General features: G+C 72.2%; 22 protein-coding genes. 11 read left to right on the top strand and 11 right to left on the bottom strand.

The annotated features are described in order from the left end of the window. Positions 1-190: 190 nt before the first annotated feature. The gene (locus tag ACTG9Q_RS01815; protein ID WP_455570781.1) at positions 191-2,605 is read right to left on the bottom strand and encodes a transglycosylase domain-containing protein; all 2,415 of its coding nucleotides are present in this window, start codon (positions 2,603-2,605) and stop codon (positions 191-193) included. 655 nt (positions 2,606-3,260) lie between these two features. Continuing rightward, positions 3,261-3,665: a DUF5318 domain-containing protein gene (locus ACTG9Q_RS01820; RefSeq protein WP_455570782.1), complete on the bottom strand. Its 405-nt coding sequence runs from the start codon at positions 3,663-3,665 to the stop codon at positions 3,261-3,263. A 255-nt stretch (positions 3,666-3,920) separates the two neighbouring features. Between ACTG9Q_RS01820 and ACTG9Q_RS01825 the strand changes: the two genes are divergently transcribed. The 5 genes from ACTG9Q_RS01825 to ACTG9Q_RS01845 all read left to right on the top strand — a co-directional run bounded on the left by ACTG9Q_RS01825 (position 3,921) and on the right by ACTG9Q_RS01845 (position 8,825). Further along, positions 3,921-4,460: a PadR family transcriptional regulator gene (locus ACTG9Q_RS01825; protein ID WP_455570783.1), complete on the top strand. Its 540-nt coding sequence runs from the start codon at positions 3,921-3,923 to the stop codon at positions 4,458-4,460. A 75-nt stretch (positions 4,461-4,535) separates the two neighbouring features. Beyond that, positions 4,536-5,627, top strand: a complete 1,092-nt coding sequence (locus ACTG9Q_RS01830; RefSeq protein ID WP_455570784.1) for an inositol-3-phosphate synthase — start codon at positions 4,536-4,538, stop codon at positions 5,625-5,627. Between the two features lie 221 nt (positions 5,628-5,848). Beyond that, positions 5,849-7,891 carry a PhoX family protein gene (locus tag ACTG9Q_RS01835; RefSeq protein ID WP_455570785.1) on the top strand — a complete coding sequence of 681 codons (2,043 nt, stop codon included), beginning with the start codon at positions 5,849-5,851 and terminating at the stop codon, positions 7,889-7,891. Between the two features lie 53 nt (positions 7,892-7,944). Continuing rightward, entirely contained in the window at positions 7,945-8,622 is a 678-nt protein-coding gene (locus ACTG9Q_RS01840) for an SDR family oxidoreductase (RefSeq protein ID WP_455570786.1), read from the top strand. Between the two features lie 53 nt (positions 8,623-8,675). Further along, a complete protein-coding gene (locus tag ACTG9Q_RS01845) occupies positions 8,676-8,825 on the top strand; it encodes a hypothetical protein (RefSeq protein ID WP_455570787.1) in 150 nt (49 codons plus the stop codon). A gap of 352 nt (positions 8,826-9,177) precedes the next feature. Here the strand turns inward: ACTG9Q_RS01845 and ACTG9Q_RS01850 are convergent, their stop codons facing one another. The 7 genes from ACTG9Q_RS01850 to ACTG9Q_RS01880 form a co-directional block, all read right to left on the bottom strand. Further along, positions 9,178-10,485, bottom strand: a complete 1,308-nt coding sequence (locus ACTG9Q_RS01850) for an amidohydrolase family protein (protein WP_455570788.1) — start codon at positions 10,483-10,485, stop codon at positions 9,178-9,180. Between the two features lie 21 nt (positions 10,486-10,506). After that, positions 10,507-11,514 (bottom strand): nitric oxide synthase oxygenase, encoded by a 1,008-nt coding sequence (locus ACTG9Q_RS01855; protein WP_455570789.1) that lies wholly within the window; start codon positions 11,512-11,514, stop codon positions 10,507-10,509. Between the two features lie 78 nt (positions 11,515-11,592). Continuing rightward, complete coding sequence (gene trmB, locus ACTG9Q_RS01860) at positions 11,593-12,231, bottom strand: tRNA (guanosine(46)-N7)-methyltransferase TrmB (protein WP_455571299.1); 639 nt, start codon at positions 12,229-12,231, stop codon at positions 11,593-11,595. 86 nt (positions 12,232-12,317) lie between these two features. Beyond that, a complete protein-coding gene (locus ACTG9Q_RS01865; protein WP_455571300.1) occupies positions 12,318-12,890 on the bottom strand; it encodes a hypothetical protein in 573 nt (190 codons plus the stop codon). Positions 12,891-13,198: 308 nt separating this feature from the next. Continuing rightward, positions 13,199-13,927 carry an ABC transporter permease gene (locus ACTG9Q_RS01870; RefSeq protein ID WP_455570790.1) on the bottom strand — a complete coding sequence of 243 codons (729 nt, stop codon included), beginning with the start codon at positions 13,925-13,927 and terminating at the stop codon, positions 13,199-13,201. Beyond that, positions 13,927-14,691, bottom strand: a complete 765-nt coding sequence (locus ACTG9Q_RS01875) for an ABC transporter permease (RefSeq protein ID WP_455570791.1) — start codon at positions 14,689-14,691, stop codon at positions 13,927-13,929. Before ACTG9Q_RS01875 ends, ACTG9Q_RS01870 begins: the two co-directional genes overlap by 1 nt. Positions 14,692-14,695: 4 nt before the next feature. Continuing rightward, entirely contained in the window at positions 14,696-15,634 is a 939-nt protein-coding gene (locus tag ACTG9Q_RS01880; RefSeq protein ID WP_455570792.1) for an ATP-binding cassette domain-containing protein, read from the bottom strand. A 251-nt stretch (positions 15,635-15,885) separates the two neighbouring features. Here ACTG9Q_RS01880 and ACTG9Q_RS01885 point away from each other — a divergent pair, with 251 nt between their 5' ends. After that, entirely contained in the window at positions 15,886-16,464 is a 579-nt protein-coding gene (locus ACTG9Q_RS01885) for a TetR family transcriptional regulator (protein WP_455570793.1), read from the top strand. Between the two features lie 16 nt (positions 16,465-16,480). Next, positions 16,481-17,386: an SDR family oxidoreductase gene (locus ACTG9Q_RS01890; protein ID WP_455571301.1), complete on the top strand. Its 906-nt coding sequence runs from the start codon at positions 16,481-16,483 to the stop codon at positions 17,384-17,386. Between the two features lie 8 nt (positions 17,387-17,394). Here the strand turns inward: ACTG9Q_RS01890 and ACTG9Q_RS01895 are convergent, their stop codons facing one another. Both ACTG9Q_RS01895 and ACTG9Q_RS01900 read right to left on the bottom strand, forming a co-directional pair. Beyond that, positions 17,395-18,051, bottom strand: coding sequence for a response regulator (locus tag ACTG9Q_RS01895; RefSeq protein WP_455570794.1), 657 nt, complete (start codon positions 18,049-18,051; stop codon positions 17,395-17,397). A gap of 34 nt (positions 18,052-18,085) precedes the next feature. Then, the gene (locus tag ACTG9Q_RS01900) at positions 18,086-19,273 is read right to left on the bottom strand and encodes a sensor histidine kinase (protein WP_455570795.1); all 1,188 of its coding nucleotides are present in this window, start codon (positions 19,271-19,273) and stop codon (positions 18,086-18,088) included. 152 nt (positions 19,274-19,425) lie between these two features. Here ACTG9Q_RS01900 and ACTG9Q_RS01905 point away from each other — a divergent pair, with 152 nt between their 5' ends. From ACTG9Q_RS01905 to ACTG9Q_RS01920, 4 genes are all read left to right on the top strand, one after another. Next, complete coding sequence (locus ACTG9Q_RS01905) at positions 19,426-21,021, top strand: dynamin family protein (protein ID WP_455570796.1); 1,596 nt, start codon at positions 19,426-19,428, stop codon at positions 21,019-21,021. 45 nt (positions 21,022-21,066) lie between these two features. Continuing rightward, the gene (grpE, locus tag ACTG9Q_RS01910) at positions 21,067-21,477 is read left to right on the top strand and encodes a nucleotide exchange factor GrpE (RefSeq protein WP_455570797.1); all 411 of its coding nucleotides are present in this window, start codon (positions 21,067-21,069) and stop codon (positions 21,475-21,477) included. Next, positions 21,474-23,306, top strand: a complete 1,833-nt coding sequence (locus ACTG9Q_RS01915) for a dynamin family protein (protein WP_455570798.1) — start codon at positions 21,474-21,476, stop codon at positions 23,304-23,306. The genes grpE and ACTG9Q_RS01915 overlap by 4 nt, the downstream gene beginning before the upstream one ends. 110 nt (positions 23,307-23,416) lie before the next feature. Beyond that, a complete protein-coding gene (locus tag ACTG9Q_RS01920; protein ID WP_455570799.1) occupies positions 23,417-24,217 on the top strand; it encodes a hypothetical protein in 801 nt (266 codons plus the stop codon). The last annotated feature ends 158 nt before the right edge of the window (positions 24,218-24,375 follow it).

Raw genomic sequence — 24,375 nt, forward strand, 5'->3', positions numbered from 1 at the left:
CGGCAGCCCGCTCCTCGACAGGCTGCTCGTCGGCAGCCCGCCCGTCGACGGTGTCTCGCTCGTCGAGACTCTCGTCACCGAGGGCGTCGACACGGCCCTGCTCGACACGGCCCTGCTCGTCGCGGCGACCCGGATCACCTGGCACGGCGCGATGCTACGGCCTGCGGTGTTCGTTCGGGATCAGGCCGGGTCAGTTCCCGGGCAGCGGCAGCCCCGGCCCGTCGCCGTCACCGGGTCCGCCCGGGCGGGTTCGGGTGGTGGTCGTCGTCTCCTCGGGATCGGTCGTGTCCGACGGCTCGGTGGGCTCCGTCGGCTCGGTCGTGGTGGGGTCGGTGGTCTTCTCGGGCTTGCTCTTGGTGGGCTCGGTCGTGGTCGTGGGGGCCTCGCTCGTCGTGGTCGGCGGGACGCTCACCTGCTCGACCCGGCCGATCGGCTCGTACGGGCCGAAGTCGACCTCGTCGGCGCCCTCGAGGTAGCGGTCCATGAACAGCTTCCAGATCTCGCCGGGGAGCCCGCTGCCGTAGATGATCCGGCCGCGGTTGTCGATCAGCCGGGGCTCGGTCTTGGTGTCGCCGGTCATCGAGACCGCCGTGGAGATCTGCGGGGTGTAGCCGACCATCCACGCCTTGGCGTTGTGCTCGGTCTCCACGCCCTGGCGGTTGACGTACTGGTGCGTGCCCGTCTTGCCCGCGCACTCGCGCCCGCCCGAGCACTCGATGCCCGCGTAGTCCGGGATCGGCAGCAGCGACTCGGTCACGTTGCGCGCGATCTGGGAGTTGAGCGCCTGGTCCTGGTCGAAGGCGGGCGTGTCCTGGAAGTCCGGGTGCGTGTCGCCGTTCCAGACGACGTTGCCCTGCGGGTCGAGCACCTTCTCCACCAGGCGCGGGGCCCGGTAGACCCCACCGGCGGCGAAGGTGGCGTAGGAGGAGGCCATGTCGACGGTGGTCACCATCGTGTCGCCGCCGCCGATGGCGATGTTGATGTTGCCGTCGGCCTTGTCCAGCGAGCTGCGGACACCCGCCTGCTTCGCCGCCTCGGCCACGCCCTTGGGCCCGACGTCGTTGAAGACCATGTCGCTGAACACCACGTTCAGCGACTCCTTCATCGCCTCGGCCACCGTGCACTCCGAGCCGCACCGCGGCTGGGAGGCGTTGCGCACGACCTTGCTCTCGCCGAACGCCTTGGGGGTGCTGCTGTAGAGCTCGCCGAGACCTTTGCCCTGCTTGAGCAGGCCGACCAGGTTGAAGGGCTTGAACGCCGAGCCGGGCTGCTGGCGCGCGGAGGCGTAGTCGAACAGCACGCCGTTGGCGCCGGGGTAGTAGGCGCGGATCTTGCCGGTGTTCGGGTCGATGGCGACCATGCCGGTGTTCAGGTTCTTCGGCTGGCCCTTCATCACCTCGGCCACCGACTTCTCGGCGATGTCCTGGGCGCGGGGGTCGATCGTCATGACGATCGTGTAGCCCTTGGCCTTGATCTCCTCCTCGGTGATCCCGCGGGCCTCCAACTCCTCGAAGGCCAGGGCGGGCAGGCCCTTGCGCGGGCCGGGCAGGGAGGTCTTGGTGGCCGAGGACTCGACCGGCTTGGGGAACTCGCCCTTCTCCGCCGCGGTCATCCAGTTGTTCTCGATCATCCGCCCGGTCACGTAGCCCCAGCGCTGGAGCTGGTAGTCCGGGTTGTTGCCGCGCCCAGGGGACTGGATCATGCCCGCGAGCAGCGCGGCCTGGGGCTTGGTGACCTGCTTGATGTCATCGATGTTGAAGTACGCCTTGGCCGCGGCGGCGACGCCGTACGCGCCGCGCCCGAAGTAGATCGTGTTCAGGTACGCGGTGATGATCTCGTCTTTGTCGTAGGTCTCGTTCATCTTGTACGCCTTGACGAGCTCGAACCACTTGCGGGTGAGCGTCTGGTCGTCATCACCGCTGGCGACCTTGATGTACTGCTGGGTGATGGTCGAGCCGCCGCCCGCCTTGCCCCTGACCTGGTTCCACACCGCGCGGGCGATGCCGGTCATGTCGAAGCCCGCGTTGGTCTCGAAGGTGGTGTCCTCCGCGGCGTAGACCGCGTGCTTGATCTGGTCGGGGACCTGGTCCTTCGTGAGCATGATCCGGTTGCCGCCGTCGTCGGCGACCTTGGTCATTTCCTTCTCGTTGGCGTAGAGGAAGGTCACGACCTTGCTCTGGTCCTGCGCCACCGTCGCCGGGTCATCGATCTCGACCAGCTGGTAGGTGATGAAGAACGCCACGATCGGCAGGATGATCCCCAGCGCGGTGCCCACGTACGCGGTGCGCCGCACCCGCCGCCAGATCTTCTTGCGGCGGGCGAGGCGCTGGTTGGTCGCGGGCGCGTGGTCGTCGTAGTCGTCGTCGTAGCCGGGGTCGTAGAAGTCGGCCTCGTCGTCGGGCTCGCGGTGGGTCAGCAGCGCGGGCTCGGGCAGGGAGCGGTCCTGCGGCGGCGGCTGGCGCAGCAGGATCGTCGGGTCGTCCGCGGGGTCGCGGCGCTGCGGCGGGGGCGCGAAGCCCGGCGGCGGCGTGTGCTCGGCGCCGCGGTAGCCGGGCGGCGGGGTGTGCGGGCCGCCGGGGCCCATCGGCCTGCGGCCGGGAGGCACTCCGGGGCCGTGCGGGCCAGGACCGTTCGGACCACCAGGTCCAGGTCCATTGGGACCACCAGGTCCACCAGGTCCACTGGGGCCGCCGGGTCCCATGCCCATCGGCCTCGGGGGACCACCAGGACCACCAGGGCCGCCCGGTCCGCCGAGGCCACCAGGTCCGCTGGGGCCACCAGGACCGCCGAGACCGCTGGAGCCCGCGGGCAGTGGGAAACGGCCGCCCGGTCCGCCGGGGCCGCCCGACCCTCCGGGACCGCCGGGACCGCCGGGGCCACCGGGACCGCCGGGACCGCCGGGACCACTGGGTCCACCGGGGCCACCAGGACCACCGGGTCCATTGGGGCCGCCCGGGCCGCCCGGTCCGCCGGGACCGCGTTGCGGTCCGCGCGGGGGCTGGGGCGGGCGCGGCGGTCCGCCCGCCGGTGGGGACTGCCGGGGCGGAGGACCGCCGGGGGCGTCGTCGTCCTCCCACAGCGGGCTCCAGAAACCGGTGCGCTCCTCCTGACGGCCCGAGTCCGGGTCGTCGCCAGAAGGCCAGTCGGGCTGGTCGCGTCGGCGGTGGTCGTTGTGGTCGTTCACGCAAAGCCTCCAGGTCGGCGCCCCGATAAAGAGCGTCGTCGTGCCCGGCGGGCCGCGTCAGGCCGTGACACGGTGCTCACTCCGCCGCTGTTTTCCTGCGGTTCTTGGGCGCGCGCACGCCCCCGGTCCCCAGGACGTATGACTGCACCAGGTGGTTCCACGAACATGTGCGGCAGACCTCGACGACGTGGACGGTGAACTCGGTGAACACCGCCGCCATCCTGCCCAGCTCGTCCGGGGTGCGGGCGGAGCCCGCCAGGTGCTTGATCTCATCGCCGAAGACCCAGTTCACCCGGGTCAGCTGCTCCTTGCGGCAGACGGGGCAAGCCACCTCGGTGGCCTCGCCGTGGAACTTCGCCGCGCGCAGCAGGTACGGGTTCGCGTCGCACACCTCGCCGGTGCCGACGCGGCCCGCATGGACGTCGGCGAGCAGCGTCCTGCGCTGCAACGCGTAGTCGACCACCTGCCGCTGGGTTCGCACCTCGACAGCGTACGCGGGCGCAATATCACGGTGCCGCGCCGATCGGGCGAGCCGACGCGCGGAGGTGGGGGAGATCGTCGCCGGGATACCCCCTGACCGGCCCGGTTGCCGACTTGGCAGCTCCGGGCGGACGCGGGGTGGGGATTGACACAGGCGCTCGAGTTGTGGGGTCACTGATGTATCGGCACGATATAAACAGACGGTAGGTCGGAAGGTCTGCGCGAAGCTCCGCGAGTGAACCAGGGGAGGGTGCCCGTGCTCGACTTCGCGATTCTCGGGCTGCTCCACGAAGCTCCGATGCACGGGTACGAGCTGCGCAAACGGCTCCATGACGTGCTCGGCGCCTGGCGGACGTTCTCCTACGGCTCGGTGTACCCGACCCTGCGGCGGCTGCTGCGGGGCGGGCTGATCGTCGAGGAGGCGCCGGACCCGCCGCAGTGGGGCAGGCGCGCCAAGCGCGTCTACAAGCTCACCGCCGAGGGCAAGGAGCACTTCGCCGGGATGCTGGCCGACGCCGGTCCGCAGACCTGGGACGACGACTGCTTCGGCGTCCACATGGCGTTCTTCTCGCGGACACCCGCCGAGGTCAGGATGCGAATCCTGGAGGGCAGGCGACGCCGCGTCGAGGAGCGCCGCGAGGGGTTCCGCAGCTCGATGGCGCGCGCGGGCGAGCAGATCGATCGGTACACGCGCGAGCTGCACCGGCTCGGCCTGGAAGCAAGCGAGCGCGAAGTGCGTTGGCTCAATGAGCTGATCGCGCACGAACAGCGCGAGCAGCGCGACACGACCGACTGACCGCAAGGGGCAGGCGACGTCGCCTGGAACTACACCGCGCTCCGCGCGGCTGGAAAACGAGAAGGAGATCCGACAATGGGCGGTAACCGCCGGAGCGTGCGGGTGGCCATCGTCGGCGTCGGTAACTGCGCGGCGTCGCTAGTCCAAGGTGTGCACTACTACCGCGACGCTGATCCCAAGACGCGGGTCCCTGGACTGATGCACGTCCAGTTCGGCGAGTACCACGTCCGGGACGTGGAGTTCGTCGCCGCGTTCGACGTCGACGCCAAGAAGGTCGGGCGCGACCTGTCCGAGGCCATCGTGGCCAGCGAGAACAACACCATCAAGATCTGCGACGTGCCGCCCCTGGGCGTCACCGTGCAGCGCGGCCACACCTTCGACGGCCTGGGCGAGTACTACCGCCAGATCATCACCGAGTCCGACGAGGACCCGGTGGACGTCGTGGCGACCCTGCGCGAGGCCGAGGTCGACGTGCTGGTGTCCTACCTGCCGGTGGGTTCAGAGGACGCCGACCGCTTCTACGCCCAGTGCGCCATCGACGCGGGCGTCGCCTTCGTCAACGCGCTGCCGGTGTTCATCGCCTCGGACCCGGAGTGGGCGGCGAAGTTCACCGAGGCGGGCGTGCCGATCGTCGGCGACGACATCAAGTCCCAGGTCGGCGCCACGATCACCCACCGGGTGATGGCCAAGCTGTTCGAGGACCGCGGGGTGGAGCTGCAGCGGACCTACCAGCTCAACTTCGGCGGCAACATGGACTTCATGAACATGCTGGAGCGCAGCCGCCTGCAGTCGAAGAAGGTCTCCAAGACCCAGTCGGTGACCTCCCAGATCCCGCACGAGATGGCCAAGGCCGACGTCCACATCGGCCCGTCGGACCACGTGCCGTGGCTCGACGACCGCAAGTGGGCCTACGTGCGCCTTGAGGGCCGCTCCTTCGGCGACACCCCGCTGAACCTGGAGTACAAGCTGGAGGTCTGGGACTCCCCGAACTCCGCGGGCGTGATCATCGACGCGGTCCGGGCCGCGAAGATCGCCCTGGACCGGGGTATCGGCGGGCCGATCCTGTCGGCGTCGTCGTACTTCATGAAGTCGCCGCCGGAGCAGTACTCCGACGACGACGCCTTCCAGGCCGTCGAGGCGTTCATCCGGGGCGAGGTCGAGCGCTGAGCCCGCCGGGCCGCCGCGGGGTGTTTCGCCACCCGGCGGCGGCCCGGTCCGGTTCCGGTGCGCGACCGTGGCGGCACGCACCGCAGCGACCTGCGATGACACAGCAGTGTTCGCTGCCCGTTCACCCCGATGTCCGCCGCGCATGGTTTCCGGCTCTTAGGTTCGCGCCCGTTCCCACCTGACGCGAAACGGCTGTCACGGACAGCCCGAGGAGGCCCACTGTGTCGCATGACGGCCGGATCAACCTGCCGCTGCTGCCGCCGAACCACCCGCTCGGCCGCGCGGCGGTGACTTGTGAGTACCGCTGCGGCAACGCCTGTTCGCACGAGGCACCGAACACCTCCGACAACCAGTACTTCGGCGACGTGGTCCGCTCGATGGTGTCCCGGCGCGGGATGCTGAAGGCGGGCGCGGTGCTGGGCCTGACCGGCGCGGGCATGGCCGCCCTCTCGGGCAGCGGTGTCGCGGCGGCGGCGCCCCACGGCCACCGCCCCCCGCGCGGGCTGGACTTCCGGGCCGTGGCGCCCAACACCGCGGACACGATCACCGCGCCCGCGGGCTACCGCAGCGACATCGTGATCCGCTGGGGCGACCCGGTGCTGCCCGGCGCGCCCGCGTTCGACTTCGACGCCCAGACGCCCGCGGCGGCGGCGCGGCAGTTCGGGTTCAACAACGACTTCTGCGGCCTGGTGCCGCTCGCGCGCGACAAGTGGCTGATGGTCAGCAGCCACGAGTACACCTCCGAGCCGTTCATGTTCAAGGACTACGACCCGGCCGCGCCCAAGCGCGAGCACGTCGAGATCGCTTGGGCCAACCACGGCCTGTCGGTGGTCGTCGTCGAGCGCGACAAGCGCGGCGGCACGCTGAACGCCAAGGTGGACCGGCACTACAACCGCCGCGTCACCGCGACCAGCGAGTTCGCCGTGTCCGGCCCGGTGGCCGGGCACGACCTGCTCAAGACCAAGGCCGACCCGAGCGGGCGCAGGGTCCTGGGCACGCTGAACAACTGCGCCGGCGGCGTCACGCCGTGGGGCACGATCCTGTCCGGCGAGGAGAACTTCAACCAGTACTTCGCCAACGGCAACAAGGTCACCGACCCGGCCACGCTCGCCCGGCTGGCCCGCTACGGCATGGTCAGCGGCGCCAGCGGCCGCAAGTGGGAGAACTTCGACGAGCGCTTCGACCTGTCGAAGGAGCCCAACGAGGCCAACCGCTTCGGCTGGATCGTCGAGATCGACCCGTACGAGCCCGACGCCAAGCCGGTCAAGCACACCGCGCTGGGCCGCTTCAAGCACGAGGGCGCCACCGTGCACGTGGCCCGCGACGGCCGCGTGGTCGCGTACATGGGCGACGACGAGCGCTTCGACTACATCTACAAGTTCGTCTCCAAGGAGCGGATGCGCCCCGGGCACAGCCGCCTGGCCCGCGCGCACAACAAGAAGCTGCTCACCGAGGGCACCCTGTACGTCGCGAAGTTCACCGGCGACTCCCCCGCGGGCGAGATCGGCACCGGCGAGCTGCCCGCCGACGGCGCCTACGACGGCCGGGGCAAGTGGATTCCGCTGGCCAGCGGCCGCAAGTCGTTCGTGCCCGGCATGACCGCCGAGGAGGTCTACACCTTCACCCGGCAGGCGGGCGACATCGTCGGCGCGACCAAGATGGACCGCCCCGAGGACATCGAGGCCAACCCCCGCGACGGCCGCGTGTACGCCGCGCTGACCAACAACACCGACCGCGGCAAGCCGGGCAAGGAAGGCCCGACCGAGATCAACCCGCGCAGCGGCAACCGCCACGGCCACGTGCTGGAGTGGGAGGAGGACCGCCGCGACCACACGGCGCTGTCCTTCACCTGGCGCCTCCTGCTCGTCTGCGGCGACCCGGCCTCGGGCGACACCTACTTCGGCGGCTACGACAAGTCCCAGGTCAGCCCGATCTCGTGCCCGGACAACCTGGCCTTCGACGGTCACGGCAACCTGTGGATCTCCACCGACGGCAACGCCCTGGGCTCCAACGACGGCCTGTTCGCCACGGCCACCTCCGGACCCGAGCGCGGCCACCTCAAGCAGTTCCTCACCGTGCCGCGCGGCGCGGAGACCTGCGGTCCGGTGATCGAGGACGAGTTCGTCCTGGTCTCGGTGCAGCACCCCGGTGAGATCGACGGCGCCAGCGCCAACAACCCGCTCTCGCACTGGCCCGACGGCGGCGACTCCCAGCCGCGCCCGTCGGTCGCCGTGGTGTGGAAGCCGGGCGGCGACATCGGCTGATCCGCTCCGGAGTGGACCGGCGCCCCTCCCGGGCGCCGGTCTACATTCGGGCCATGACTCGCCCGCTCGCGCTGATCACGGGGGCGTCGCGCGGCATCGGCGCCGCCGTGGCCGCCTCGCTCGCCGACACCCACACCCTCCTGCTCGGCGGCCGCGACCCCGCCGCGCTGTCGTCGCTGGCCGACGCCCTGCCGGACGCCCGGCCGTGGCCCGTGGAGCTGACCGACGCGGCGGCCCTGGCCACCGCCGTCGCGGGCGTCGACCGCCTCGACGTGCTGGTCCACTCCGCGGGCATGGGCCGCGTCGGCCCCCTCACCTCGGCGTCGGCGGAGCTGTGGCGGCGGATGTACGAGGTCAACGTGATCGCCGTCGCCGAACTCACCCGCCTGCTCCTGCCCGCCCTGCGCGCCGCCCGCGGCCGCGTGATCCTGCTGAACTCCGGCGCGGGCCGAGTGGCCAACGCGGGCTGGGGCCCCTACGCGGCGAGCAAGTTCGCCCTGCGCGCCTACGCCGACGTCCTGCGCGCCGAGGAACCCGACCTCCGCGTCACCACCGTCTACCCCGGCCGCACCGCCACCGACATGCAGCGCACGGTCCGCGCCGACGAAGGCGGCGACTACGAACCCCACCGCTACCTGCGCCCCGAGTCGGTGGCCGCCGCCGTCCACCACGCCGCCACCGCCCCGGACGACGCCCACCTCACCGAACTCATCGTCCGCTCCCGCGCCTAGGGTTTGTCCTCAAACCCCGATCGCGATAGCCGGGCCCTGGCCCCGCGAAGGAGATGGCTGTGCTCGTCGGCGCTCCCGGCCGCGAACCGGCCTTCGCCAACGCCCCCTCAGCCGACCTGGCCCTGGCAGACCACCGCACCCTGGACGGCCGAATCCTGCTGATCGAATACCGCCCGACCGGCCACGGCATCCCCCAAGCCTGACCACCCGAGCCACAAGGGCGCCACCACCCGACCGCGCCACCCACCCAAACCTGCGCACGCGTCCCACCCCTGCCCCGCGCAGCCACCCGACTTCGCCGCACATCCGACCCGCACAGCCCCCTTGCCCCCCCACGACCCGTGCACCCGAGATCCCGCGCACCCGACCGCTGCCCACCCGACTTGCGCGGCCAGCCACGTCGCGCCACGCCCCACATGACCTCATCCCCCGCCACACCACTGGGGGGTCGGCCCTGGGCCAGTCTATCGGCGGTGGGGGGTCGCGAAGGCGGGTTACTGGTCGGTTGTGGACAGCTGCGTTGGCTGTGGATGGCGGTTTGACGTGGGGTGCCTGTTATGCGGTCAGCCTGGCGGTGATGGTCGCGGTGGCGGACTGGGCGGCGGTGCGGTCGACCTTGGTGGGTTCGCGGTCGGCGATCACCAGCTCGCCTGCCACCCAGACGTCGGTCACCGTGCGGGAGCCCGCCGCCCAGACGAGGTTGGCGATCAGCTGGGTGTCGGAGACGTCGAGGCCGCCCGCGAAGGCGGGGTCGTCCACGCCCACGTGGACCAGGTCCGCCCACGCGCCCGGTTCCAGGGCGCCGATGTCGGTGCGGTGCAGGGCGGCGGCGCCGCCTCGGGTGGCCATGAGCAGGACGTCGGGGGCGCCGAGGACGGTGGAGTCCATCGTGGACACGCGGGCCAGCATGGCGGTCCAGCGCATCTCCTCCCACAGGTCCAGGTCGTCGTTGCTGGCCGGGCCGTCGGTGCCCAGGCCGACGGGGACGCCCGCGGCCAGCAGGGCGGGGACGCGGGCGATGCCGGAGGCCAGCTTGGCGTTGGAGCCCGCGCAGTGCGCCACCGAGACGCCCGCCGAGGCGAACAGGGCGATGTCCGAATCGGACAGGTGGACGGCGTGGGCGGCCAGGACCCGGCCGCCCAGGAGGTCCGACGACGCCAGCAGGGCCGGGACCGACCCGTGGGCCTCGCGCTGGGCGACGTCCTCCGCCAGGGACTCGGCCACGTGGATCTGCACCAGGGCGCCGCGCGCGCGGGCGGACTCGCCGACCGCGGTCAGCGCGGCGGGGGGCAGGGTGTACGCCGAGTGGGGGCCGTAGCCCAGCTCCACCCGCTCACCGGGGCCGAAGCGCAGGCCGTCGGCGTCGATCCAGGCGTCGACCTCCGCCAGCAGCGCGCGCCAGTCCCAGCCGGGGGCGTCGATGATGGCGGGCGCCAGCACGACCCGGGCGCCGGTCTCCAGCACCGCGGAGGCGACCTCGGCGCCGTGGAAGTACATCTCCGCCGACGTGGTGACGCCCGCGCGCAGCATCTCCACCGAGCCCAGGACCATCCCCGCGCGCACGTCGGCCGGGGTCATCCTCGCCTCGGTCGGCCAGATCACCTCGGTCAGCCAGCGCATCAGCGGGAGGTCGCCGCCCATGCCGCGCAGGACCGTCATCGGGCTGTGGGCGTGGGTGTTGACCAGGCCGGGCATGAGGATGCCGCTGAGCGCGCGGACCGGCGCGTCGGAGGCGGGGGCCGAGGCCGCCGCCCCGCAGTAGGTGATCCGGCCCGCGTCGTCGACGTCCACCACGGCGTCGCGCAGAACCGAGCACGCCGGGTCACAGGGCAGGACGATGGGAGCACGCAGACGCGAGGACATGCCCGCGATCCTGCCAACCCCTCAGCGGCGGCGGAAGCCCGGCCGCCCCGGCGCCTCGGCCGCGGGCACGTACGCCTCCGGTGAGTGCTCCACCGCCACCCCGGCGGTGTCGAAGGAGTGCAGCACCGCCCGGTTCAGCTCGACGGCGACGCGCTCGCGCCAGAGGGTGCGCTCGGAGGTGGTGTCCAGGCCCAGGCGCTCGGCGATGACCGGGGCGAAGCCGTAGGCGGCCTCGTCGGCCAGGACGTCCTCGCCGACGGCGCGGCACAGGTAAACCCCGTTGTACGGGGTGGAGGGGTACTCGATGCCGCCGATGGTCAGGCGGGTGTTGCTGATCACCGGCACCGCGTGCCAGCGCAGCCCCAGGCCCGCCAGCCACGGCAGGTCCGGGTGTGCCAGCGGCACCTCCAGCACCGCCTCGCGCGGCAGCGTGTGCGCGCGCACGCCCTCGTGGTCGGTCTCCACGACCAGCGGCAGGTGGTCGAACGCGCCGCGCGTGCTCGGCGGGCGCCAGCCCAGGCGGCACACCCCGGTGGTGAAGTCGACGTAGCGGCGGTCGCCCACGACCCGGTCCGCCATCCGGTAGCCCGCGTAGCGCACGAGCTGGTCGTTGCGGATGCGCGGGCCCGGCCGCCACGGGGTGTCCGGGGCGAAGACGGTGACCACCGGCTGGACGGCGCCGCCGCCCGCGGCCATCACCAGGTGCTGGGCGCAGTGCTCGGCGACGGCCGCGGAGTCGCGGACCTGGCGCAGGTCGCGCACCAGGATGCCGCGCCACGGCACCGCCGAGGGGCACCAGCCGCTGTCGCGCAGCGCGACCCGGGCGCCGAAGGCCAGCTCGGCGGGGGTGTGCCGGTAGGTGCCGGTGGCCGCGATCTCGGCGCGCACCTTGGCCATCCGCGCGTCGACGCTGCCCGCCTTGGGGCGCGCGGCGTGGAACTCCCGCAGGAACGCGGCGGCCTCGGCGAGCAGCGGGTTCCGCGCCGAGCGCGCGGAGAGCGTCGTCGGGTCATCGCGCAGAGCGGTCACATCACTGATATCGGTACCCGGGCCGCCCGGCTCGACTACTCGACCGTGTGATGTCGCGCTGGCTGGAGTCACGCAGGGTCAATCCGTCACCCGGTGGAACATCAGGTCTCGGGAGACGCGCCCCTCGACGTCGGCCCGGGACTCGAACTTCGTCACCGGCCGCCAGTCCGGCCGCGGCGCCCAGCCGTCGTGGGCGTTGCGCAGCCTGGGCTCGGCGGAGAGGACGGCCAGCATCTGCTCGGCGTACTCCGCCCAGTCGGTGGCCAGGTGCAGGACGGCGCCCGGGGCCAGCCGGGAGGCGGCCAGCGCGATGAAGCCGGGCTGGACCAGCCTGCGCTTGTGGTGGCGCTTCTTGGGCCACGGGTCGGGGAAGAAGATCCGCAGGCCCGCCAGGGAGTCCGGGCGGATGTGGTCGGTGAGCAGGTCGACGGCGTCGCCGCGCAGCATCCGCAGGTTGGCCAGGCCCAGGTCCTCGGCGCGCAGCAGCAGCTGGGCGAGGCCCGGCTGGTAGACCTCGACGGCGAGGTAGTTCAGCTCCGGCGCGGCCGCGGCCAGCCGCGAGGTGGTCTCGCCCATGCCGGAGCCGATCTCCAGCAGGACCGGCGCGTCCCGGCCGAACCAGGCCGCGAGGTCGAGCGGGCCCTCAGGCAGCTCGGCGACCTGGCGGCCCAGCTCCGGCCAGCGCCGCTCCCAGGCGCGCGCCTGCCCGACGGTCATCCGGCCGCCGCGGTGCACGAAGCTGACGACGGAGCGCCGGTGCTGATTCGTCGATTCCACGCGCGCAAGCCTGCCACGCGCCCAGGTCAGGCCCTGATGGACTCCAGCATGGCCAGGTTGGAGCGCAGGTCGGCCAGCCCGGCGACGGGGATCGGGGCGGGCGGCTTGCGGGCGTGCACGCCGATGACGTCGATCCAGCCCCCGTGTCTGCTGGTGTGGGCGAGGGTGGTGGGCACGCCGGGCTCGCCCAGCGTCCGCTCCGACGGCATGAACTCCCAGTAGCCGGTGTCGCCGTCGATGGCCCACGGCACGAACACCCAGCCGGGGCGGGCGGAGAGCAGCTTGGCGACCCGGTCCTCCACGGCGAAGCCCTCGCGTCTGCTGCTCAGCGTGCCCTCCGCGACCGCGTGCAGCCACCACGGGGCGGGCAGGTGGGGGTCGGCCGCCGCCGCGGCCCGGTACAGGGCGACGACCTGTGGCTCGGGGGCGCGGTGCAGCCAGGATCTGCGCGCGTCGGCGGGCGCGGCGGCGGCGAGACCGCTGGGTTGCTCGATGGCGTCGGACCACTCCAGGCCGATGAGGGGTTCGACGTGCAGACCGCCGCGACTCTGCGGTGTCGGCTCGGACTGTGACTGCCGAGGGATGCTGGCTTTGACCACCGTCAAGGTTCACCTCCAGGGGCTCCTGTGACGGGCTCTGCCCTCCATATGACCGTGCGGAATCCCCATTGTCCGCATTCTGTGCGCGACCTCACCACCGCTTAACGTGTATTTAATGAACTCGCTCGTTCATCGAAACCAAACCGGGTGAATATCCCGCTTGGGGCATGAAAATTGCCACCTGCCCGCGAAAGGCGCAGGTGGGAAGCGCGAAGCCCGGGTCGCCCCCCGAAAGGCGACCCGGGCTCCGTCATTTCCCCCGGCCGGTCCCGCGCGCTCCCCGAATTTCGCGCGCCGGACCGGTGGCGCTAGGCGTCCCGCTTGCGGGCCACGACCAGCGCCGCGATGAGCAGCGCGACGCCGACGCCCGCGAAATAGGCCAGCGAGGCCCACGGGCCCAGGGGCCGCTCCTCGTAGGGCCCGAGCAGGAAGTTCTCCGACATGGCGAACGGCATCCAGGAGCGGATGTCCTGCCCGACGTTCGGGATCAGCGTGACCAGGTTCTCCACCAGCATCGACCAGATCAGCAGCAGCGCGATCGCCCCGGCGGACTGGCGCAGCAGGACGCCCACCGCGACGGCCATCACCGCCGCGACGCCGAAGACCATCGGCACGCCCAGGATGACGCGCCACTCAGCGCCGGAGTCCAGGGCCAGGTTCGCCTCGGGCATCAGGAACACGCCCACGGCCAGCGAGCCGAACGCGGCGACCAGGCCGATGGCCACGGCCAGCAGCGCGACCACGGCGGTCTTGGCCAGCAGGGCCGCGCTGCGGTTCGGCACGGCCAGGAAGGTGGACTTGATGGTGGAGAAGCGGTACTCGGTGGTGACCGCCAGCGCGGCCATCACCAGCACGACCATCAGCCCGAACTGGTAGCCGAACTGGGTCTGGGCGACCTCGACCTCGCTCGGGCGGCTGGCGTTGAGCGCGAAGATCAGCGCGAAGCCGATGGTGAGGCCGAGCGCGGCCAGGGCGGACCACCACGGCGAGCGGGTGGTGAGCAGCTTGATGCGCTCGGTGGCGAGCAGCGTGGTCATCAGGCGTCCCTCTTGTTGGCCGAGACGATCGACAGGATCAGCAGGAGCAGGGCGAACCCGGCGAAGTAGGCCAGCGACCACCACGGGCCCAGCTCCGCGGTCGAGGGCGGCGGGCCGAACTGCACGTCGCGCGGGCTCGGGTCCGGGTTCCCGGTGACGAAGTTGTTGGCCACGTTGAACGGCAGCCACCGGTAGATGTCGTCGCCGACGTTCGGGATGAGCTGGACCAGGCCCTCGACGAGCTGGGAGTAGATCAGCAGCAGCGAGATGGCGCCCGCGGAGTGGCGGATCAGCGTGCCCACCGCGATGGCGATGATCGCGGAGAAGAAGTAGACGAGCCCGACACCGGCGACCGCGCGCCAGGCGTACGGGGTGTTCAGCGCCAGCTGGGCGTCCGGGGCGAGGAGCCTGGCCATGCCCCAGGAGCCGAAGGCGGCCAGCGTGCCGATGATCCCGCCGAGGGTGGCCACGACGGCGGTCTTGGCCAGCAGGGCGGCGGTGCGGTTCGGCACGGCCAGGAAGGTGGCGCGGATCGTGGAGAAGCGGTACTCGGTGGTGACCGCCAGCGCGGCCATCACCATGATCACCACGACGCCGAAGCCGTAGCCGAACTGGGTGGCGGCCAGGTTCATCGGCGCGGTGTCGTCGGCGGTGCCCGCCATCAGCGCGGCGAACCCGATGGTGAGCAGCAGCGCGGCCAGGGCGGACCACCAGGGCGAGCGGGTGGTGAAGAGCTTGATGCGTTCGACGGCGAGCAGGGTCATGACGTCACTTCCCCGCGGTGATCAGGTCGGCGACGGCGGGGTCCAGCTCGGTGTGGTACTCGACGGAGTCGCCGGTCAGCTGCATGAACGCCTCCTCGAGGGAGCCGCGCTGCGGGCTGAGCTCGTGCAGCACGGCGCCGGTGGCCGCGGCCAGCTCGCCGATGTCGGCGCAGTCCATCCCGGACACGACCAGGCTGTCGCCCTCGTCGCGCACCGAGACCCCGGTGCGGCCCAGCGCGGCGCGCAGGGCGGGCAGCTGCGGGCTGCGCACGCGCACGGTGTTCTCCGACGCGGCGTTGACGAAGTCCTCGGTGCTGCTCTGCGCGATCAGCCTGCCGCGGCCGATCACGATGAGCTCCTGGGCGGTCAGGGCCATCTCCGAGAGCAGGTGGCTGGAGACGAAGACGGTGCGGCCCTCGTCGGCCAGGCGGTGCATGAACTTGCGGATCCAGAGGATGCCCTCGGGGTCGAGGCCGTTGACCGGCTCGTCGAACAGCAGCACCTGCGGGTCGCCCAGCAGGGCGCCCGCGATGCCGAGGCGCTGGGACATGCCCAGGGAGAACCCGCCCGCGCGCTTGCTGGCGACCCCGCTGAGACCGACCAGCTCCAGCACCTCGTCGACCCGCGTGGCGGGCAGCCGGTTGGACTTGGCCAGCCAGCGCAGGTGCGCGCGGGCCGAGCGGTTCGGGTGCACCCACTTGGCGTCGAGCAGCGCGCCGACGGTGCGCAGCGGGTGCTTGAGCTGCGCGTAGGGCTTGCCGTCGATGAGCGCGGAGCCGCCGCTGGGGGTGTCGAGGCCGAGGATCATCCGCATGGTGGTGGACTTCCCGGCGCCGTTGGGACCGAGGAAGCCGGTCACCCGACCGGCGGTGACGGAGAAGGAGAGGTTGTCGACGGCCAGCGTCTTGCCGTACCGCTTGGTGAGGCCCCGTGCCTCGATCATTGGTGGCTCCTCGGTGTTTCAGTGCCTGTGGTTCCACGCATCCCCGGCGCGGCATCCCCCGTAATGACTCCATCCTGCCCGTGTCAAGAGCCGGCGGCGTCGTCCTGCGGTAGCGACCTAGGGTCAGCTTCCGGGTGTAGCTTCGCTCAGCCGAACGAGTGATCTCGTCAGTGATGACCCTGATGGCACCCTGATTCCCGGTCACGCGGGGTAGGGGTGGCGGTAGTTACTGAATGGTGGTTCAATAAAACGTGCCCCGCCCGCGCACCATCAGCGACCAGCGCCTTCTCGACGCGACGTCGCGCGTGATCGCCCGGGAGGGGCCGGGCTTCACCATCGCGGGCGTGGCCGCCGAGGCGGGCGTGTCGGTGGGCACGGTCGCGGGCCGGTTCGGCTCGAAAGCGGGCCTGCTGCGGGCGCTCACCGCGCACTTCAGCGCCAGGGCCTCGGTGGCGATGCGCGCGGCGCGCGACGCCGCGCCGGACCCGGTCGCCGGACTGGTCGCCGCCGCGACGGTGTCCTATCTCGACCTGGGGGACGCCACGGCGGCCGGGAACCACCTGGCACAGCTCGGCGTGGACCTGCAGGACCCGGTCCTGCGCTCGATGCTGGGCGAGAACTACGCGGCCGCGGAGGCCGAACTGGAGCGCGCGTGCGCGGCGGCCGCCCCGGCGCTGCCCGGGATGCCCCCGCCCGCGCGCGCGGCCCGGGTGCTGCTGGCGCTGACCAACGGCGGGGCGCTGGACTGGTCCATCCGCCCCAGTGGCCGGATGGTCACCCGACTGACCGAGGACATCGATGCGGTGCTGGAGGGCTGGCGCCGCGACTGAGGAGGGGCTGGACATGCTGCGCGACAAGATCGCCGTCGTCACCGGGGCGACCAGGGGTTGCGGGCGGGGGATCGCGGTCGAACTGGGGGCCGCGGGCGCGACGGTGTACGTCACCGGGCGCACGACCAGGGAGTCGGCGTCGCCGATGGGGCGGAAGGAGACCATCGAGGAGACCGCGGAGCTGGTCGACGCCGCGGGCGGGCGGGGCATCCCGGTGCGCTGCGACTTCACCGTCGTCGACGACGTGCGCGCGTTGCGGGATCGGGTGTCGGCCGAGCACGGCCGGATCGACGTGCTGGTCGACGACGTGTGGGGCGGCGATCCGTTCGTGGAGTTCGACAAGCCGCTGTGGGAGTCCGACCTGGACAAGGCGCTCGGGGTGGTGCACAACGGCCTCGACACCCACCTGATCGCCCTGCACACCCTGCTGCCGCTGGTGGTCTCGGCGGGCGGGCTGGTCATCGAGGTGACCGACGGCGACGACGACGTCTACAGCTACCCGGGCGTCGGCGTGCCGTACTACCTGGTCAAGTCCGGCATCCGGGCGATGGCCCGCGTGCTGGGCACCGACCTGCGCGGGCACGGGGTGGTGGCGATGGGCGTGACCCCGGGATTCCTGCGCTCGGAGATGATGCTGGAGCACTTCGGCGTCACCGAGGCCACCTGGCGCGACGCGCCGGACCCGAACTACGCCATGTCCGAGACGCCCCGGTACCTCGGGCGCGCGGTGGCCCACCTGGCCGCCGACCCGGAGGTGGCGCGCTTCGCGGGCCGGACGCTGGCGAGCTGGACGCTGATGCGGGAGTACGGCTTCACCGACGTCGACGGCAGCAGGCCGGACTGGGGCCGCTGGTTCGACGAGGTCGTCACGCCCGGGGTCGATCCGTCCACGGTGGACGCCGAGCGGTTCCGCCAGGTCTGAAACACGGCCTAGAGGTCGCCGGGGCGCACGAGGCCGGTCTCGTAGGCCAGGACGACGGCCTGCACCCGGTCGCGGATGTCCAGCTTGGACAGCACCCGGCCGACGTGGGTCTTGACCGTGGCCTCGGACAGGAACAGCTTGCGGGCGATCTCGGAGTTGGACATGCCCTGGGCGACGAGCACCAGCACCTCCCGCTCGCGCTCGGTCAGGGCGTCGAGGACCTTCGCGTCGCGCAGCTCGCCGCCGTTCTGGCCCAGGAAGCGGTCCAGCAGGCGGCGGGTGACGCTCGGGGAGACCACCGCGTCCCCGCTGGCCACCGAGCGCAGGGCGGAGACCAGGTGCGCGGGCGGCGTGTCCTTCAACAGGAAGCCGCTCGCGCCCGAGCGCAGCGCCGAGAGCGCGTACTCGTCGAGGTCGAAAGTGGTCATCACCAGGACCTTCGACGTGCCCGCCGCGGTGATCGCCTTGGTCGCCTCGACGCCGTCGAGCACCGGCATGCGGACGTCCATCAGCACCACGTCGGGGCGCAGCCGCTCGGCCAGCTCGATGGCGGCGCGGCCGTCGCCCGCCTCACCGACGACCTCCATGTCGTCCTGGGCGCCGAGCACCATGCGGAACCCGACGCGCATCAGCTCCTGGTCGTCGACCACCACAACGCGGATCACGCGACCAACGTAGCGCCCCGATGCTGAACATTCTTTAAGCGGCCGTGACCGGGAGCACGGCGCGCACCCGCCAGCCGCCGGTCGGCAGCGGCCCGGCCTCCAGCGTGCCGCCGAAGACGTGCGCGCGCTCGCGCATGCCGATCAGGCCGTTGCCGCCGGAGACCTCCGACAGGCCCCGCTTCACCCCGCGGCCCCGGTCGGTGATGTCCAGCTCCACCTGGTCGCCCTCCCGGCGCACGCGCACCGCGGCCGACGCGCCGGGCCCCGCGTGCTTGATCGTGTTGGTCAGCGCCTCCTGGACGATCCGGTACACGCCGAGGCCGACGCCCGCGGGCAGGTCGTCCAGCTCGCCGGTCAGCTCCAGCAGGACGGGCACCCCGACGGCGCGGACCCGCTCGGCCAGCTCGGAGATCGACTGCGCGCCGGGCTGCGGCGCGCGGCCGGTCTCGGCGTCGTCGCTGCGCAGCACGCCCAGCAGCCGCCGCAGCTCGGTCAGGGCGTCGCGGCCCGCCTGGGCGACCGTGCGCATCGCCTGCTCGGCCAGCTCCGGCTCGCCGCGCACCGCGTAGGCCGCGCCCTCGGACTGCACGACCATGACGCTCACCGCGTGGGCCACCACGTCGTGCAGCTCGCGGGCGATGCGGGCGCGCTCCTCCCCCACCGCGATGCGGGCCTGGTGGTCGCGCTCGGTCTCCAGCAGCGCCAGCCGCCGCTCCACCTCGACGTGGTAGGCCCGCCGGGCGCCCGCGAACTCCCCCAGCACCCAGCACAGCGCGAAGGTCACCGTGACGAACAGGATCATGATGACGGCCTCTTGCAGCGTGAAGCGCCACACCGCCCACACCCCGGTGCCGATCGCCAGCCACAGCACGTACAGCGCCGCCTGGCGCCTGCCGACGTAGGCCACCAGCGTGTACAGCGAGATGCCCAGCGCCAGGTCGGCCAGCCGCAGCCGCAGGTCCGGTGTGGTGTCGGTCCCCGGGCCGTGGGTCACCAGCTGCACCGCCCCGGCGGCCAGCACCAGGTACGCCGAGAGCATCGGGTTGCGCCTGCGGATCACCAGCGGCGCCACCAGGCCCAGCCCGACCAGGACGAACACGATCGTCTGCGCGCCGCCCTGGGAGGCGGCCACCAGGGGCAGCTCGAACAGGGCGAGGGCCACCGCGATGTGGGTGTCCCCCGCCATCGGGTGGGCCCGGAACCACAGGCTCAGCCTTCGCACCCTGGAAGCGTAGGCAGCCGCGGCCCGCCCCGGCGTCCGTCTCGCGTCGCACCCCGCCTACGCCCTGCGGCGTAGGCGGGGCGAACTGCCAGGACCGCCCGCGCGTCGGCCCCCCGGCATGGCACGATCTCTGGCGTGCCGAGGGGAGAAGCGTGACCGAGCAGCCGAACTTCGCCGGCCCGCTCTCGGCGGCCGTCGCCCACCTGTGCGGGCGCCTGCAGCCGCAGGTGTCCGCGCGCACCGCGGCCGGGTTCCGCGAGGTGCTGCGCAGGCTCGGCGCGCCGCTGCAGGTCGCCGTGGCCGGGCGGATCAAGTCGGGCAAGTCCACTCTGGTCAACGCGCTCATCGGCCGCAGGGTCGCCCCGACCGACGTCGGCGAGTGCACGCGGCTGGTGACCCGCTTCCAGTACGGCTCCGTCGACCGGGTCGAGCTGGTCTTCTTCGACGGCCGCAAGCAGGTGCTGCCCTTCGACGCCGCGGGCATGATCCCCAAGGACCTGGAGGTCGACTTCGACAAGGTCTCGCACCTGGAGGCGTACCTGACCAACGCCGTCCTGCGCGACCTGACCGTCATCGATACCCCCGGCCTTGGCTCGCTCGACCTGGCCTCGGTCAAGCGCACCGAACAGCTGCTGGGCGCGGCCAAGCACCGCAAGGACCCCGAGGACGACGGCGACAGCGAGACCGATGGCGACGGCAAGGACAACGAGCTCGACGACACCTCGCGCAACGCCGTCGCGGGCGCCGAGGCCGTGCTCTACGTCGTCACCCAGGGCGTGCGCGCCGACGACCAGCAGGCCCTCGCCGCCTTCACCGCCGCCACCGCCAGCCGGGACGCGGGCCCGGTCAACGCGATCGCGGTGCTGAACAAGGCCGACACCATCACCCCGGAGTCGGTCGCGGGCAGCGACGGCGACATCTGGAAGGCCGCATCGATCATCGCCGCCAAGCAGGCCGAGACGCTCAAGCCGCGCGTCGCCGACGTCATCCCGGTGATCGGCCTGCTCGCCGAGTCCGCCGAGTCCGGCGGGTTCACCTCCGCCGACGCCGACGCCCTGCGCGCGCTGTCCAAGCTGGACGACGCGACGTGGGAGACCATGCTCATGTCCGCCGACATCTTCACCGGCTGGGAGTGCGACGTCCCGGTCGGCACCAGGCTGCGGCTGCTGGAGACGCTGGACCTCTACGGCGTGCGCACCGCGGTGGACGCCCTGCGCGCCGACCCGGACCTGACCGCGGGCGCGCTGCGCCGCCGCCTGCTGGAGTCCTCCGGCCTGGCCAGGGTGCGCGCCCGCCTCGACGGGGTCTTCCGCGCCCGCGCCGACGGGATCAAGGCCGCCGCCGCGCTCGCCTCGGTGACCGCCCTCGCGCACGCCTCCGGCGACCCGGGCGAGCGCCAGCGGGTGCACGACGCCATCGAGGTCCTGCTGGCCAAGCCCGAGGCCCACCAGCTGCGGATGCTGGAGGCGCTGACCCTGGTCGCCTCCGGCGCGGTCGACATGCCCGAGGACCTGGCCGACGAGGTGCTGCGGGTGGGCAGCACCGCCGACGTCGGCGAGCAGCTGGGCATGCGGGGCCGCCCGCCCAAGGAGCTGTCGGCCTACGCCCTGGAGCGCGCGGGCTGGTGGCGGTCCTTCGCCTCCTTCGGCGCCACCCCGGCCCAGAGCCGCGTCGCCCACGTCGTGCACCGCTCGTACTTCTTGATCTGGCAGCAGCTCAAGGCCCAACACGGCGCGGGCTCCCCATGAGCCCGCGAGCAATGGCAACAGCTCAACCACAGGCTGGGTGAACACATGGCTACCTGGTTCAAGGGCAAGCGCAAGGACGAGGCCACCCAGCAGGTGGAGGCGCGGGTGGTCGCCGCCCCGGAGTACGCGCCGCCGCCCGCGGTCGACCCGCTCGTCGAGCAGCTGAGCGCCGAGCGCCGGGCGATGGTGGCGCTGTGCCTCTACGCCCACGACCGCGCGCGCAGCTCCGGCGTCGCCGAGCGCATCGAGGAGGGGCTGGCGGGCGTCGGCGTGCTGGCCCTGCGCCCGGACGGGCAGCACTTCGACCCGGCCGTGCACGAGGCGGGCGGCACCGCCGACACCGACGACCCGGCCCTGGACGGCACGGTCGCCGAGACCGAGGTCGTCGGGTTCAGCGACCGCGGCCAGGTGCTGCGCCCGCCGATCGTCACCGTCTACAAGGCGCCCACCGCATGACCAAGCCCCAGCCGCCCTCGCTGCCCAAGCAGGTCGCCCACGCCAGGGAGACCTTGCTCGCGCTGCTCAAGGACATCGAGCCGGAGGCGGCGCGGTGGGTGGAGGACGCCCGCGGCAAGCGCGGCAAGAAGCCCTCCGCGGTGGTCGTCGGGGAGACGAACCGCGGCAAGAGCTCGCTGGTCAACGCCCTGATCGAGGCCCCGGGGCTGTCCCCGGTCGACGCCGAGGTCGCCACCGCGACCTACCTGGTGTTCGACCACGCCCCGCAGTGGCACGCCCGCGCCTGCTACCCCGGCCAGCACGCGCCGGTCCCGGTCGAGCTCGACCGGCTCGTCAACTGGGTCTCCGCCGCCCACGACCTGCCCGACGGGGAGATCCCGCCGCGCTACGTCGAGATCGACGGACCGGCCGAGGTGCTGGAGAAGCTGGTCATCGTCGACACCCCGGGCGTCGGCGGGCTGGACTCGGTGCACGGGGAGCTGGCCGTGGAGGCGGCGTCGACGGCCACCGCGCTGCTGTTCGTGGTGGACGCCTCCGCCCCGTTCACGGTGGGGGAGCTGAACTTCCTGGCGGGCATCGGCGACCGGGTGGAGACGGTCGTGTTCGCGCTGTCCAAGGTGGACGCCTTCCGCGGCTGGCGGCAGGTGCTGGAGGCCAACCAGGCGCTGCTGGCCGCGCACGCCCCGCGGTTCGCGGGCGCCACCTTCCACCCGGTGTCCTCGCGGATGTTCGAGATGGCGGGCAAGGCGCCCAGCCCCGAGGCCGCCGCCATGCTCAAGGAGCGATCCGGCGTCACCGAGTTGCGCGCGGCGCTGCAGTCGCTGCTAGTGGGCCGCTCGGTGATGCTGGCCGAGGCGAACACGCTGCGCGCGCTGTCCTCCGCGCTGCACGAGGTGACGGTCACGCTGGAGGCCGAGAAGCGGGTGCTGACCACCGGCGAGGCCGAGGCCGAGGCGCTGCGGGCGCGCAAGGACGAGCTGACCGCCGAGCGCCGCTCGTCCACCAGGGGCTGGCAGGTGAAGCTGCGCAGCGAGGTCCAGCGCGCGCGGCTGGACAACGCCCACGAGGTCAGCCGGGAGATGCGCGACCTGCAGACCTGGTTCCGCGCGGCCATCGACGCCGCCGACCGCGACCGCATCCGGGAGCTGCCCGGCCAGGTCGACGCCGCGCTGCAGATGGTCTCCAGCCGGGTCGGCAACTCGGTGGGCAACCGGCTCAACCAGGTCGCCGACCTGGTGCTGGCCGACCTGTTCAGCGCCGACGAGCTCGCCGTCATCCGCGGCCAGTTCGCGCGCGCGGGCGGCGCGCAGGTCGTGCTGCGCGCCGCGGAGAAGCGCACCCCGACCGCCGAGGACAAGCTGCTGGTGTTCATGGGCATCTCCGGCGGCTTCGGCGCGGGCAAGATGGCCGTGCTGCCGCTGGCGGGCGCCGTCGTCGCGCCGATCCTGCTGGTGCCCACGGTCATCATCGGCCTCGGCGCGGGCTGGTGGATCGCGCGCACCCGCAAGCACACCGCGGACAAGCAGCACATGAAGCAGTGGCTCTCCGACGCCATCGCCGATTCGAGATCCACTTTGGACCAGCTGGTCTCCGAGCAGCTCATCGACGCCGAGTCCCAGCTCTCCCTGGCCCTCGACGAGGCGCTCGGCAAGCGGATCACGGGCATCGAGGAGCAGTTGCGCGAGGTCGACAAGGCACTGCGGCTCGACGTCAGCGAGCGCCAGAAGCGGGTCACCGTGGTGAACAAGCGGCTGACCGACGTCGTGGCGGGCCGCGAGCGCGCGGAGAAGCTGCTCGCCGGTATCCGGTCCCTGCGCGACAAATCCTGACCTTCCCGCCCGCCGTGAGGAACATCCGTAACGGCGGGAACCGCGCCGACGAAGCGTCAGTCATACCCGCATTGGCAGAACATCCCGCGAGGGAAGAGCAAGGGGGCACTGTGTACGTGGACGAGACCGGCGGCATGGACAGCACTGACACCACTGACGCCACCAGTGACGCCGGTCACGACGAGCTGACCGTCGAGGTGGGTGGCGAGGAGTACGAGGTCACCGAGAACTACGACTACGACTCCGACGGCGACAACGACGCGGCCGTGGTGCAGACCGAGGACGGCTACATGGCCTTCCACGACACCGACGGCGACGGCACCGCCGACACCATGGTCGAGCTCGACGCCGAGGGCAAGGTGACCGGCGCGGCCGAGTACGACGAGGCCAGCGGCGAGTGGACCGCGGCCGACCCCAACTCCGTCGACGCCCCCTCCGGCGACGGCGCGGACAGTGGCACGGACGGCGGCACGGGCTCCGACGGGGGCACCGAGGCCACCGACACCACCGAGGCCACCGACACGACCGAGACGACGGACACCACCGAAGCCACGGACACTTCTGGGGACACCTCCGGGGACGACTCCGCCGAGACCACCGGCGGCGGCGAGCAGATGACCGTCGACACCGCCGAGGGCGAGATGCAGGTCGGCGCCGCGGAGTACGACTCGGACGGCGACGGCACCAACGACACCGCGATCGTCACCGACGAGCAGGGCAACACCTACGCCTTCGTCGACAGCGACGCCGACGGCCAGGCCGACGAGGCGGTCGTGATCGAGGCCGACGGCGACGTCACCGTGGCCCAGCACACCGGCGAGGACGAGTGGACCACCGTCGAGACCGGCCAGATCAACGCTGACGGGACCTACACCTCCGACAGCGCCAACGACGCCGCCTGGCAGAGCTGATCGAGCCCCGCTCGACACCGGAAAGAGTCCCGTCGCACCCCGGTGTGGCGGGATTCTTTCTTTGGTAACCGCGATCACGTGGGCGGAATCACGGTTCAATCGCGGAGCGCCGCAAAACGGACAGGTGTTTCGCATCGCAATCGGGTACTGAATCGATC

This window comes from Actinokineospora lacus (genome assembly GCF_053813445.1).

Coding starts and splice junctions, on each gene's coding strand:
- ACTG9Q_RS01830 (WP_455570784.1), top strand. CDS start 4,536: ATGGGCGGTAACCGCCGGAGCGTGCGGGTGGCCATCGTCGGCGTCGGT.
- ACTG9Q_RS01840 (WP_455570786.1), top strand. CDS start 7,945: ATGACTCGCCCGCTCGCGCTGATCACGGGGGCGTCGCGCGGCATCGGC.
- ACTG9Q_RS01845 (WP_455570787.1), top strand. CDS start 8,676: ATGGCTGTGCTCGTCGGCGCTCCCGGCCGCGAACCGGCCTTCGCCAAC.
- ACTG9Q_RS01850 (WP_455570788.1), bottom strand. CDS start 10,485: ATGTCCTCGCGTCTGCGTGCTCCCATCGTCCTGCCCTGTGACCCGGCG.
- trmB (WP_455571299.1), bottom strand. CDS start 12,231: ATGACCGTCGGGCAGGCGCGCGCCTGGGAGCGGCGCTGGCCGGAGCTG.
- ACTG9Q_RS01870 (WP_455570790.1), bottom strand. CDS start 13,927: ATGACCACGCTGCTCGCCACCGAGCGCATCAAGCTGCTCACCACCCGC.
- ACTG9Q_RS01875 (WP_455570791.1), bottom strand. CDS start 14,691: ATGACCCTGCTCGCCGTCGAACGCATCAAGCTCTTCACCACCCGCTCG.
- ACTG9Q_RS01880 (WP_455570792.1), bottom strand. CDS start 15,634: ATGATCGAGGCACGGGGCCTCACCAAGCGGTACGGCAAGACGCTGGCC.
- grpE (WP_455570797.1), top strand. CDS start 21,067: ATGGCTACCTGGTTCAAGGGCAAGCGCAAGGACGAGGCCACCCAGCAG.
- ACTG9Q_RS01915 (WP_455570798.1), top strand. CDS start 21,474: ATGACCAAGCCCCAGCCGCCCTCGCTGCCCAAGCAGGTCGCCCACGCC.